The 12,470-nt window shown below is 63.8% G+C and carries 10 protein-coding genes; 7 read left to right on the top strand and 3 right to left on the bottom strand.

What is annotated here, in order from left to right; all coding sequences use genetic code 11:
- Window positions 1-2: 2 nt before the first annotated feature.
- From A477_RS0107265 to A477_RS0107275, 3 genes are read left to right on the top strand one after another with little or no spacing between them, the layout of a single operon-like run.
- Window positions 3-3,122 carry a DNA polymerase III subunit gamma and tau gene (locus A477_RS0107265; RefSeq protein WP_083848031.1) on the top strand — a complete coding sequence of 1,040 codons (3,120 nt, stop codon included), beginning with the start codon at window positions 3-5 and terminating at the stop codon, window positions 3,120-3,122.
- 33 nt (window positions 3,123-3,155) lie between these two features.
- Window positions 3,156-3,755, top strand: coding sequence for a recombination mediator RecR (recR, locus tag A477_RS0107270; protein WP_017198356.1), 600 nt, complete (start codon window positions 3,156-3,158; stop codon window positions 3,753-3,755).
- Window positions 3,756-3,791: 36 nt separating this feature from the next.
- Entirely contained in the window at window positions 3,792-4,397 is a 606-nt protein-coding gene (locus tag A477_RS0107275; protein WP_026005422.1) for a dihydrofolate reductase family protein, read from the top strand.
- On the opposite strand, the gene A477_RS0107280 is transcribed toward A477_RS0107275, so the two are convergent.
- Both A477_RS0107280 and A477_RS23275 read right to left on the bottom strand, forming a co-directional pair.
- Entirely contained in the window at window positions 4,312-5,463 is a 1,152-nt protein-coding gene (locus tag A477_RS0107280; protein WP_017198357.1) for a hypothetical protein, read from the bottom strand. The genes A477_RS0107275 and A477_RS0107280 overlap by 86 nt on opposite strands.
- A 171-nt stretch (window positions 5,464-5,634) precedes the next feature.
- Window positions 5,635-5,802, bottom strand: a complete 168-nt coding sequence (locus A477_RS23275) for a hypothetical protein (protein ID WP_017198358.1) — start codon at window positions 5,800-5,802, stop codon at window positions 5,635-5,637.
- A 71-nt stretch (window positions 5,803-5,873) separates the two neighbouring features.
- Here A477_RS23275 and A477_RS0107290 point away from each other — a divergent pair, with 71 nt between their 5' ends.
- Window positions 5,874-6,392 carry a DUF427 domain-containing protein gene (locus tag A477_RS0107290; protein WP_026005423.1) on the top strand — a complete coding sequence of 173 codons (519 nt, stop codon included), beginning with the start codon at window positions 5,874-5,876 and terminating at the stop codon, window positions 6,390-6,392.
- 145 nt (window positions 6,393-6,537) lie between these two features.
- Window positions 6,538-7,884: an aspartate kinase gene (locus A477_RS0107295; RefSeq protein ID WP_026005424.1), complete on the top strand. Its 1,347-nt coding sequence runs from the start codon at window positions 6,538-6,540 to the stop codon at window positions 7,882-7,884.
- A gap of 69 nt (window positions 7,885-7,953) precedes the next feature.
- Here the strand turns inward: A477_RS0107295 and A477_RS0107300 are convergent, their stop codons facing one another.
- Window positions 7,954-8,553 (bottom strand): TetR/AcrR family transcriptional regulator, encoded by a 600-nt coding sequence (locus tag A477_RS0107300; RefSeq protein ID WP_017198361.1) that lies wholly within the window; start codon window positions 8,551-8,553, stop codon window positions 7,954-7,956.
- 136 nt (window positions 8,554-8,689) lie between these two features.
- Here A477_RS0107300 and A477_RS0107305 point away from each other — a divergent pair, with 136 nt between their 5' ends.
- Complete coding sequence (locus A477_RS0107305; protein ID WP_044568482.1) at window positions 8,690-9,970, top strand: MFS transporter; 1,281 nt, start codon at window positions 8,690-8,692, stop codon at window positions 9,968-9,970.
- Window positions 9,971-12,466, top strand: a complete 2,496-nt coding sequence (locus tag A477_RS0107310; RefSeq protein ID WP_017198363.1) for a beta-glucosidase family protein — start codon at window positions 9,971-9,973, stop codon at window positions 12,464-12,466.
- The last annotated feature ends 4 nt before the right edge of the window (window positions 12,467-12,470 follow it).

Consider the following 12,470-nt stretch of genomic DNA (forward strand, 5'->3'; position numbering starts at 1 on the left):
TTGTGACTGTTACAACTGCCCTGTATCGAAGGTATCGCCCGGACTCTTTCGCGGACGTTATCGGGCAGGAACACGTCACGGAGCCGCTGATGACGGCGCTCCGCAAGAACCGCGTGAACCACGCCTACCTCTTCTCCGGCCCCCGCGGTTGCGGCAAGACCACGTCCGCGCGCATCCTTGCACGCTGCCTCAATTGCGCCGAAGGTCCCACTGACACTCCCTGTGGAAAGTGCCCCAGTTGCGTCGAACTCGCACGCGGCGGCTCCGGCTCGCTGGATGTCATCGAGATTGACGCCGCCAGCCACGGTGGCGTGGACGACGCCCGCGATCTCCGCGAGCGCGCAACCTTCGCCCCCGTCCGCGACCGCTACAAGATCTTCATCATTGACGAGGCCCACATGGTCACGTCGGCAGGCTTCAATGCGCTTCTCAAGATCGTTGAAGAGCCGCCGGAGCACATCAAGTTCATCTTCGCCACCACGGAGCCGGACAAGGTTATCGGGACCATCCGATCCCGTACACACCACTACCCGTTCCGTTTGGTGCCGCCCGAGCCGCTCATGCAGTACCTCGAGCTCCTTTGCCAGCAGGAGAACGTTCCTGTGGCTCCCGGTGTTCTCTCGCTCGTCATCCGTGCAGGTGGTGGCTCCGTTCGTGACACCTTGTCCGTCCTGGACCAGCTCATGGCCGGCGCCGGTCCCAACGGCCTGGACTACGAGCTCGCTGTGGCGCTGCTCGGCTACACCCACGCTTCGTTGCTCGATGACATTGTGGATGCTGTTGCAGCGTCCGACGCCGCGGTGGTTTTCAAAGCCGTGGACCGCGTCATCCAGACCGGCCACGATCCCCGGCGTTTCGTCGAGGACCTCTTGGAACGATTCCGCGACCTCATCATCGTCCAGGCAATGCCCGAGAGCGCACAGGCCATTCTTCGCGGCATGCCGGCAGACCAGATTGCCCGCATGCGCAATCAGGCAACCAACCTGGGCGCGGCCGAGCTGTCCCGGGCTGCGGATGTCACCAACACGGCGCTGACTGAGATGACCGGTGCCACGTCGCCGCGCCTGCACCTTGAACTGCTGTGCGCACGCATCCTCCTGCCCAGCGCCGAGCAGACCGAGCGTGGCATCGCTGCCCGCATCGACCGCGTTGAACGTCGCCTGAATTACACGGCCGACGGCGGCGGCCCGGCTGTGGCTGCTGCCCCACCGGCCCCCGCGGCTACATCGCAGGAGGCTGCGCCGGTCGCCTCGACACCCCCGGCGCCCACCGCAGCTCCTGCGGCCGCTGTTGTTGAAACGGCCGCTGCCCAGCCCGCGGCGGCTTCGGTACCCGCCGTTCCCGAGCCCTCAGGCGAAGCCCGATCGCGGGATGCCATCACAGCACCTCGGGTGTCCACCAAAGATTGGCCCGTTGAGGACCGTCCGGCTGCTGATAGGCCTTCCCCGGCTGCTCCGGCTCAAGCCGCTCCCGTTTCGGCGCCAGCACAGCAGACCCAAGCGGCCCAGGCGCCGACGCCTTCCCCGGCGCAGGCAGCACCCCAGACACCTGCTGCAGCTCCGCAGCCGGCTGCTGCTCCGGTTCCCGCTCCCGGAGGCACCGGTGATGTGGAAGCACTGCGCCGAGCCTGGCCGGATGTCCTGCAGACGCTGACCAAGATCAAGCGCAGCACTTGGGCGTTGGTTGAACCGAATGCCCAAGTAGCCCAGTTTGATGGACAGGTACTGACGCTCGCGTTCACAACAGGTGGCCTCGCGGGTGCGTTCGGACGTGCGGATCACTCCGAGAATCTTCGGCAGGCGATTCATAAGACCATCGGCATCGACTGCCAGATCGTCGCAGTGGCCGGCGGCAACAGCTCAGCGAGCTCTGAGCCAAACCCAAAAGCACCTACTAGCCGGGAAACTCCGGCTGCTGCAGCGTCCGTGGGCGCCCCTGCGTCGTCTGGCAGTGGGTCCCCCAGGGCGACAGCCACAGGTGTCACGTCGGCGCCTGCGGAAACAGCTTCGGCGCCGGCACCAGTGTCAGCTGTCGACTCCGCTTGGGGTCTTGCGCCCGCTTCCGCGCCAGTAGCTTCCCCCGCTCCTGCACCGGCCGCATCCGCGCCAGCAGAAGCACCCGAGCCATCGGTGTCCACACCCGCGCGAGCAGAGCCCACCGCGACCGCAGCCGCTCCCGCAGCCGCTCCAGCACCAGCCGCCTCAACTCCCGCCGCTCCCCGCGCGGCCGAGCCTTCCGGCGACTACTCGTACCCCGACGATGATTGGGGTCCGCCGCTCGACGAGGACGCCCCGCCGCTGGATGAAGAGCCTCCGGCGGATTGGGAGCCACCGGCGGGCTACGGCCACGCGAGTTCCCAACCGGCTGCCTCAGTGTCGGCAAGCCCAACGGCGTCGGCACCCGCAATACCGTCCACCCCCCGCGCAGCAGCAACACCGCCCCAGGCCTCCACAACAGCACCCCCGGCCGCACCCACAACGTCACGCGCTTCGAGTACCACCGCGTCAGACGATCCTTGGTCGCGGGCAGTCGAGCAGGCGCCGGGAACCTGGGTTGTAGGCACGGAATCCAACGTGGGCACGCAACCCGCGCGGGACATCGAAGAAAGCACGCCCGCAAACTCGCCGGACTACGAACCGGCCGCGGCGCAAGCACCGGCGCCGGCAACAACGTCCGGAACCTACGGTCACCCCACCAACGCTGAGGAGAACCCGAGCTCCAGCTGGGACGTCGCACCGGCGTCGAGCTGGCCCGCAGCGCAATCCATGCCTGCCCCGGCAACCAGCAACGCCCCGGCGACCTGGCCGTCGTTGGCGACTCAACCCGAGGAAGCGCACGGCTCCGTTGCGACGCTCGAGGAGGCTGCGCCGTCGGGCAGTCCAACTGGCCGTCAAAGCCTCTATCAGCGGTTAACGAACAGCCCCGAAGCCCAAGCGGGCCGTGTCCAGGCGCCGGTGAGGACCCAAGCGAAGCCAGAATCGGTCGCGGAGGACATTCCCAGCCCGGAAGACGAAACCATCGAGGAATCCCGGGTATTTGGGCGCGCCGCGGTGGAGCGTATTCTGGGCGGAAAGCTGATTGAAGAGCGCGCCTTGGACGGTTCTCCCCTACAACCCCGCTGACTCCAGCATTGATTTCAACCTAACGAGGACATTGTGTACGAAGGTGCAGTTCAAGAGCTGATTGATGAGCTCGGCCGGCTTCCCGGTGTGGGCCCCAAATCGGCGCAGCGCCTGGCTTTCCACATCCTTGAGGCGGACCCCGAGGACATGAAGCGCCTGGTCACGGCCATCACCACGGTCAAGGAACGCGTGAAGTTCTGCAGTGTGTGCTTCAACGTGACCGAGCAGGAGACGTGCAACATCTGCCGCGACCAGCGCCGCGACCCGTCGGTCATCTGCGTCGTTGAGGAGTCCAAGGACGTCCTGGCCGTGGAACGCACGCGGTCCTTCCGCGGCCGCTATCACGTGCTGGGTGGTGCCATTAACCCCATCGCGGGCATCGGCCCGGAGCAGTTGCGCATCCGTGAGCTCCTCACACGCCTCAACGACGGCGCCATCCAGGAAATCATCATCGCCACAGACCCCAACCTCGAGGGTGAGGCTACGGCTACTTACCTTGCCCGCATGCTCAAGTCGATCGGAATCACCGTAACGCGACTGGCTTCGGGCCTGCCCGTGGGTGGAGACCTTGAATACGCCGATGAGGTCACTTTGGGCCGCGCGTTCGAGGGCAGGCGCAACGCCTTGCTGTAATCTCGCAATCACAACATCAGCCGCGATGGGGGTCCCGTGCGAGAACTTGTCTACTACGTTGCCGTAAGCCTGGATGGTTACATTGCGGGCCCCGGAGGCGAGTTCGATGCCTTCCCAGTGGAGGGCGACCACATGGCCGCACAGAATCAACGCTTCCCTGACGCCATTCCTACCGTGATCGCGGACGCCATGGGCATCCAACGGAACGGGACGATGTTCGACACGGTGGTGATGGGTTGGAATACCTACGCCGTGGGCCTTCCGGCGGGCATGACCAGCCCGTATCAGCACCTCGAACAAATAGTGTTTAGCCGGACGCGCACCGAGGCGGACATTCCGGGCGAGCACCCGAATTTGACGCTTACCGACGAAGGCCCCGTAGACGTTGTACGCCGGTTGAAGTCAAAGCCCGGGAAGGCGATTTGGCTTTGTGGCGGCGGGCAACTCGCAACGCAGCTCGCCGGTGAAATCGACCGGCTTGTGCTTAAACGCAGCCCGCTGCTCTTTGGTGACGGGATCCCGCTCTTCGCGCCCGGGGCCTACCAGCCCAGCGCCTTCAGCGAGGTGTCGACGACTGCCTTCGGCTCAGGCGTCGTGATTTCCGAGTATGTGCGCCAGCCGGTGACCCGGGCTCCGAACTAGCCTCCGCCCGCCGGGCCGCCTGCCAGCGTCCCGCAACAAGCACCAGCGCAGCCAGCAGCCCCTGCAGAGCCAAGCCGGTCAGAGCGACGGGGATCGAAGGCGCAAGGCCAGCACTTGATATCCCGCCGAGGCACGGGACTTCGCGTGAGGGACCGTCGGCAGCCCATTGCAGTCCGGACAACATCCACCCAACCGGGTTGTCCGTAGCTGCCAGTTCACCGCCCACGCTTCCCAGGAGCAGGACAGGGTTGGACGTGGCCAGCCAGGCAATCCGATCCGTGTGCGCCACCTCAACGGGACGAAGACTGCCTACGCATTCGTACGCGATGACTCTTCCGGAGTCATCGCGCTCGACGTTGACGGGCACGGAAACCTGGGCTGTTCCCGCGGTCGTGGGAATCAGCAGGAGCGTGACCACCACATTGCCTATGCACAAGAAAGCCACCAGCACCGCAGCCAAAGCCGCACCGGGAGCTGTCTTGGCGAAGCATCTCCGCGAACCGGCACCGATCAGCCCGAACAGCGCTACTTCAAGAACTATGACGACGACGGCGGCACCGGCCAGCGCCGTTGGTCCGCCGAAGCTGAGGCCCACCAGGAGCAATGCACCGCATCCCGTCGCAGCCAACGCCACACCCCTCATGGCTCCTGACAGCAGCAGAACAGGGATGCTCCCCTGCGTATGCCGGAAGCCCCAAGCAGCACCCAGCATGGCAGCCGCCAGTGCTAGGAATGCCGCCATCAGCAAATACACGGCGCCTGCAACCTCGGTCTCGAACCAGCCGTTGGCCTCTCCCCAAACAATGAGTGCGGCGGCCATCCCCCACGCGAGCGCAATCCCCAGTGCGCAAGCCAACCAGAACCACCACGATGTGAAGGATTTCCGGGTGTTCTTCCATGCCTCGCCCGCAGTCATCTTGTAGGTTCCGGATGCGCGGGGCCGCCCCGAATCCAACTTCCGGGCAGTGCTGGAAGGATGATCGTCGATGACGCCGCCGATCACTTCGTATTCGGGTTCATCCCAGCCCGGATCCGAGCCGTCCTCCTGGTCACGAACGCCGGACATCGCCGCTCACAAACCTCATGAAGTGGATGGTACGCCGGTCGATCGTGCGCCCTCTAGATCGAGTGGGCTAGTTCCCTGCGGTGTTGTCCGTTAGTTGCCGGAGTTTGGAAGTACTCCAGGGTCATGTGGATGTGAGGCGATGGGTGGGCCAAGAACCATTCATAGGCGTGGTCATCGGACGCTTTCCACCATCAGGCAGAACAGCGCAACCGGCGCCATGAGGATGGTCAGCGCCAGGCTGAAGTAGAAGGAGCGGATCAGGTTGTAGTCGCCACCGCCGGAACTCGCACCGATGCCCCATTCTTCCTTCGTGTACGCAAAGATGGTCTTAGCTCTCATGGCGTACCCGGAGTATGCCCCGATTTCACGAATTCAAGGCGAGATCCCAGCCGAGCGTGCCACCATGGCTCATGGTCTCCAGCAACGGCGTCTTTCGGCGCCCCCGTCCCATCAAACCAGCTCCCGGTCAGGAATCGGTGTGGGACTATCCGCGCCCGCCCCGGGTGGAGCCGAGATCCGAAAGGGTTGTGGTGCGGCTTGGCGGTCAGCTGATTGTTGACACCACCAATGCTGTGCGGGTCCTGGAGACCAGCCATCCGCCTGTCTACTACGTGCCGTTGGATGCCTTCCGGAGCGGCGTGCTGGTCCCTGTTGGGGGCACCACTTTCTGCGAGTTCAAGGGAGAAGCAAGCTATTTCGACGTCGTTGCCGGAGGCATGGTTGTTGAGCGTGGCGGCTGGACGTACCCACAACCGGCCCTGGGTTTCGAGGCCCTCAGCAGCCGGGTGGCCCTTTACCCGGAGCACATGGATTCCTGCGAGATCGACGGCGAGCAGGTGGCCTTCCAGGAAGGCAACTTCTACGGCGGCTGGATTACCCGGCAGATTGTAGGTCCGTTCAAGGGCGGCCCGGGCACTGCCGGGTGGTAGGGAGAGCACGTGGCCGCTATGTGGTCACAATTCCTACCAGCCCTGCACGCGGCGATAAACTGGGCAAATAAGCTACGCAGGCGTGCTCCAATTTGGAATTCAGCATGCCGCGTTCGAACCCTATTGATGCAGTGAGGGTGCGCGCATGACTATGCCCACTACCGAAGTGAAGATCGAAGAGCTCTCCAACGAGGCTGCCATTACCAAGCAGCTGATCGTTCAAAAGTTCGGCGGTTCCTCGGTTGCCGATGCTGATGGCATCAAGCGGGTCGCACAGCGCGTCGTGGATGCGCAGAAGGCCGGCAACGAGGTTGTGGTTGTTGTCTCCGCAATGGGTGACACCACAGACGAACTCCTGGATCTCGCAAGCCAGGTCACGGACTCAGCTCCCGCCCGCGAAATGGACATGCTGTTGTCCGCAGGCGAGCGGATTTCCATGGCCCTGCTCGCCATGGCCATCAACAAATTCGGCGCTTCCGCACAGTCCTTCACCGGATCCCAGGCCGGCATGATTACCGACGGCATCCACGGCAAGGCCCGGATTATCGACGTCGACCCCCACCGGATCCGCACGGCCCTTGACAAGGGACATATAGCGATCGTGGCTGGCTTCCAGGGCATGAGCCGCAGCACTAACGAAATCACTACTTTGGGCCGCGGCGGCTCGGACACTACCGCTGTTGCTTTGGCCGCCGCGCTTGAAGCTGACGTCTGCGAAATTTACACAGACGTGGACGGCATCTACACAGCCGATCCCCGCGTTGTGAGCTCCGCCCAGAAGATCGACCGTATCTCCAGCGAAGAAATGCTGGAATTGGCCGCGTCCGGCGCAAAGATCCTGCACCTGCGGTGCGTGGAGTACGCACGCCGTTTCGGCGTGCCGCTGCACGTCCGCTCGTCATTCAGCCAGAACGAAGGCACCTGGGTCATCCCCGGGGCCGACGAAAAGTTCACTATTCAAGAGGGAGTTGCCTTGGAGCAGCCAATCATCTCCGGCGTTGCACACGACCGGTCCGAAGCCAAGGTCACAGTAGTGGGCGTACCGGACATCCCCGGCAAGGCAGCTGCAATTTTCCAGGTGATCGCAGACGCACACTCGAACATCGACATGATCGTCCAGAACGTATCCACCCACGGCACCGGCCGCACGGACATTTCGTTCACCCTGCCCATCGTCGAAGGCGCTGACGCCCTTGCCGCCCTCCGAGCAGCTGAGGGCCAGATCGGCTTCGAAAGCATCGAATACAACGAGCACGTTGGCAAGCTTTCCCTCATCGGCGCCGGCATGCGTTCGCACCCCGGCGTTTCGGCCACTTTCTTCAAGGCCCTCTCCGACGCCGGCATTAACATCGATATGATCTCCACCTCGGAAATCCGCATCTCCGTAGTTACCAGCGCTGACGCTCTGGACGACGCCGTGCGCGCCATCCACAATGCGTTCGAGCTCGACGGCGACGCTGAGGCTACCGTCTACGGCGGCACCGGCCGCTAGAGTCACCAAGCCCGAGAAAGGAAGGACCGGAGCCGACGCTCCGGTCCTTCCGCTGTTAAGTCGTTGTTTTCAGGCGCTATGCCCGGCCCTGGGCGCCAGCAGAACGTCGATCAGCTCCCGGAGCCCGTCAGCCATGTCCACGGATTTGTCGTAGAGCCACTGCAACTGCAAACCATCGAAAGCAGCCACCACCAGCCTCGCGAGTGCTTCAGCCCCGACGTCGGTCCGTACCTCGCCTGCCTTCTGTCGCCGCTCGATGTCCACGGCGACGTCCCGCACTACGGTCTCGTAGCGGTCCTTGAAGTAGGCGTGCGAGGCATGCCCGGGGTCGTTGGCAGTGGCGGAGGCCACCGCGTAAAGCGTGGTCAGGCCGGGCTCGTTGCGGTTCCGCTCGGCGATGCCGGGCATGTGGCTCAAGCCCACACCGGATTCGCCACCAACTGCGAGTGCCCGACGATCCCTTTCGGCCAGGACTGCGGTCAGTAGTTCCTGCTTGCCCTTGAAATAGTGGAACAGGGTTGCTTCCTTGACGCCTACCAGCTCGGCGACGCGTTTGAGAGCAGTACCTTCAAAGCCCTCCGTGGCAAAGACGTCCGTAGCTGTCTGGATGATCTGTTCGCGGCGTTCGGCGCCCTTGGCGTATTGGCCGCGGGCCCTGGGTGTTGACATCCGTTCAGTCTATTTGAAGGTCTGAAAATCGAGTATCACTCGACTTTTTTCCCCAAAACCTAGTCATACTAGATTTTTGTCGCTAGAGTCTTCCATCAAGACCCAACGGTGGGTCACCCGTTCACCAGGAGGCAATGTGGCCCTCAATCTCAATCAGCAGGTAACAGGCGCGGACACCGCTAGCCGGGCGCTTGAAAGCACCCCACCCAAAACCGCTTCACGCGCCTACGTCATCGGCATGCCCATCGCGAGCGCCGGACTCTGGATGGCCGTCCTCGCCCCGGCACTGGTAGTCCTCGCTATCAAGGTTTCAGAGATCACCACCCCGGATACTCGCGCCGGTGCGCTCAGCCTCGTGGCCGGCGTCGGAGCTGCCGTCGCCTTGCTCGCCAACCCGTTCTTCGGTCGGCTCAGTGACCGCACCATGTCCCGCTTCGGCATGCGCAAACCTTGGATTGTCGGTGGATCACTCCTCGGCCTTGCAGCACTCTTCCTGTTGGGTTCGGCCACGGAAGTCGGTGTGGTTCTGATCGCTTGGGTTGTAGCACAGCTGGGCTTCAACGCCGCCCTGGCCGCTCTGGTCGCAACCCTTCCCGACCAAGCCGGACCCACGGAGCGCGGACGCCTATCCGGCCTTATCGGCATGACGTTGCCCATTGGCCTTGTGGCAGCGGCTTTCTTCGCGCAGATGTTCGAAACCGCCTTGCAGATGGCGGTAGTCCCGGGGATTGTAGGCACGGCGATAGCCATTGCCTTTGCCTTCACCTTCAAGGACCGCGTCCTTACCGAGAAACCGGCGCCGCTGAACTTCAAGGAGATTTTGGGTTCCTTCTACTTCAACCCCAAGGATTACCCGGGCCTGGGGTGGGCTTGGGTCACCAAATTCCTGGTCTACGTGGGCTACTGCGCCGGCCTTCTCTACCTGCCGTACTTCTTCACGGACCACCTCCACGTCGCTGAAACGCAGGTTACCAGCTTGGTGTTCCAAGCAACCTTGGTGAGCTCAGCCGGCACCGTGGTCACCAGCCTCGCAGGTGGCCGGATCAGCGACCGCCTTGGTAAGCGCAAAAGCATGGTGATCATCTCCGCCCTGATCATGATGGGCGGCCTGGTGGTCATCGCTACCAGCACCAACACAGGTCAGGTGCTGGTGGGCCAAGGGATCCTGGGCTTGGGCCTCGGCGTCTTCAGCGCCGTGGACGTAGCCCTCATTACGGACCTGCTCCCCAGCGACCAGTCAGAAAATGCCAAGACCTTCGGCGTCTTCAACATCGCCCAGGCTCTCCCCCAATCCCTGGTGCCTGCTATCGCCTTCCCTGTCATCGCCCTGGGTGGCTACCCCGCGTTGTTCCTCGGTGGTGCCGTTGTCGGCATTGTCGGAGCCCTCCTCGTCACACGTATCAAAGGAGTCAAGTAAATGAATCCCACACTCTCGGCCGCCGTTACAGCCCCTCAAGCAGGAACTCAGGATGCGGAAGCCAGGATCCTCGAACTGGCCCGGAGCCTGACGCTCGAGCAGCAGGTCAAGCTACTCACCGGCGCGGACGTTTGGTCCACGCATGCCATCCCGGAGATCGGCCTGTCCCGCGTGGTCATGTCCGACGGTCCGGCAGGGGTCCGAGGTGAAGACTTTGATGAGCGCCACGACTCAGTCTCCTTGCCGTCGTCGTCGGCTTTGTCCGCGACCTGGAGCGTCGAGACGGCGCGCCGGTACGGGCAGGTCCTGGGCCAGGAGGCCCGCCGCAAGGGTGTCCACGCCGTCCTGGGCCCCACCATCAACCTGCACCGCTCCCCGCTGGGCGGCCGCCACTTCGAGTGCATGAGTGAGGACCCACGGCTCACCGCAACCATGGCCGCCGGGTATGTCGCAGGAGTCCAGTCCATGGGCGTTGGTGCGACCCCCAAGCACTATCTGGCCAACGAGGCTGAAACCGAGCGTTTCACCGCGGACTCTGTGGTGGACGAACGCCCCTTGCGCGAGCTCTACTTGGCAGCCTTCGAGGACGCCATCACCGAGGCCCGGGCGTGGCTGGTGATGAGCTCATACAACTCCATCAACGGCACAACCGCCAGCGAGAACAAGCTCCTGGAAACGCCGCTGTCCACCGAATGGGGCTTCGACGGCGTGGTCGTCTCCGACTGGACGGGCGTCCGCTCGGTGGAAGCTGCCAACGCCCGCCAGGACCTGGAAATGCCGGGCCCTGTAGGCCACTGGGGACCCAAGCTTCTCACTGCCGTCAACGAAGGCCGCGTTAGCCGCGAGGCGATCCTGGAAAAGGTCACCCGCATCCTGCGGCTCGCCGCACGTGTCGGCTCCCTCGAAGGCTTCGAGCCTGCCGTCACCGAGCTCCCGACGCAACTGGACGGGGCCGCCGTCGCACGTGAAGTCGCTGTCCGCGGCGCAGTGCTGGTCCGTAACAACGGCATCCTGCCGCTGGACGCCAAGGCGCTGAGCCGTGTGGCTGTGGTCGGCCACAATGCCGACGAGGCCCGCACCCAGGGCGGCGGCAGCGCCACCGTGATGCCCAAGTACACCGTCTCGCCGCTGGAAGGCCTGCGGAAGGCGCTGCCCGACGACGTCACCGTCACTTACGCGCGTGGCGCCAAGGTAGCCGAGGGCATCCAGCCGTTCCCCCGGGCGTCGCTCCATAATCCCGTCTCCGATGTCCCCGGAATCCGCGTAACCTTCCTGGCGGAAGATGGCACGGAAATCTCCGGCGAAGACCGCCTGGCCTCGCACCTTATCTGGTTTGGCATCGGAATTCCCGACGGCGCGGCCTCCATCCGCATGGAAACGGTCTGGACAGCCGAAACAGAAGGCGTCCACCACCTTGGCGTTGGCACCGTGGGCCGCATCCGTTTCGTCCTGGACGGAGCGGAAGTCTTCGACAGCGAGCTCGAGGACGGCACGGAAGTCCTGGGCGCCGCCCTGTTCGATCCTCCCAAGACCGTCCACGCAATCGAAACCGCGGCCGGTCAGAATGTTCGCATCGAAGCGGAGTACCGGCTGCCCGAGCAACAGGTCATTCCGTTCACGGCCATCCTGCTGGGCGAGGAAACGGTGGTCGCGGACCCGCGAACTGAGATTGACGCCGCAGTGGAAGCTGCCCGGAACTCCGACATAACAGTGGTGGTTGTGGGCACCAACGCCGCTATTGAATCCGAAGGCTTCGATCGCAAGGATCTTCACCTGCCCGGATACCAAAACCAGCTCGTGGAAGCCGTAGCCGCGGCCAACCCGCGCACAGTGGTTGTGGTGAACTCCGGGTCGCCGGTCCTCATGCCGTGGCTCAACAAGGTGAGCGCAGTACTGCTGGGCTGGTTCGGCGGCCAGGAATTCGGCAACGCCATCGCCGACATCCTGCTCGGCACCGAAGAACCCGGCGGTCGCCTCCCCACCACTTGGCCCGCCGCCCTGGAAGACGTTCCCGTCCTGAACACCACACCCGTTGACGGCAAGGTGGTCTACTCCGAGGGAATCCATATCGGCTACCGCGCCTGGCTCAAGCAGGAAGCCGAAGGCGGCGCTGCCCCGGCACTGCCGTTCGGTTATGGCCTTGGATACACAAGCTTTGAACTGGGCAAGGCCCACGCCCCACAGGTGGTCACTGCCGGGAACGATGTTATGGTGCACGTGCCGGTCCGAAACACCGGCTCACGCACGGGGCGGGAAGTTGTCCAGGTTTACTTGGAGCGTAGCGATTCCACCGTGGAGCGACCCGTTCGCTGGCTTGCTGGCTACGCCGGGACACATCTGGCTCCAGCCGGCACGGAGAGCGTGGAAATACGCATCCCGGCCAAGGCCTTTGCATATTACGACGGCGGCTGGCAGTTTGAGCAGGGCACGTTCCGCCTGTTGGTGGGTCGCCACGCGTCCGACGACTTCCAGGCCCTGGAGATTGAACTTCGGTAATACA

This window comes from Arthrobacter sp. M2012083 (genome assembly GCF_000281065.1).
GTDB lineage: Bacteria > Actinomycetota > Actinomycetes > Actinomycetales > Micrococcaceae > Arthrobacter.

Excerpts from the sequence above, each read along its gene's own strand:
- A477_RS0107280 (WP_017198357.1), bottom strand. The coding sequence starts at position 5,463 with ATGTCCGGCGTTCGTGACCAGGAGGACGGCTCGGATCCGGGCTGGGAT.
- A477_RS23275 (WP_017198358.1), bottom strand. The coding sequence starts at position 5,802 with ATGAGAGCTAAGACCATCTTTGCGTACACGAAGGAAGAATGGGGCATC.
- A477_RS0107290 (WP_026005423.1), top strand. The coding sequence starts at position 5,874 with ATGGTCTCCAGCAACGGCGTCTTTCGGCGCCCCCGTCCCATCAAACCA.
- A477_RS0107295 (WP_026005424.1), top strand. The coding sequence starts at position 6,538 with ATGACTATGCCCACTACCGAAGTGAAGATCGAAGAGCTCTCCAACGAG.
- A477_RS0107300 (WP_017198361.1), bottom strand. The coding sequence starts at position 8,553 with ATGTCAACACCCAGGGCCCGCGGCCAATACGCCAAGGGCGCCGAACGC.
- A477_RS0107310 (WP_017198363.1), top strand. The coding sequence starts at position 9,971 with ATGAATCCCACACTCTCGGCCGCCGTTACAGCCCCTCAAGCAGGAACT.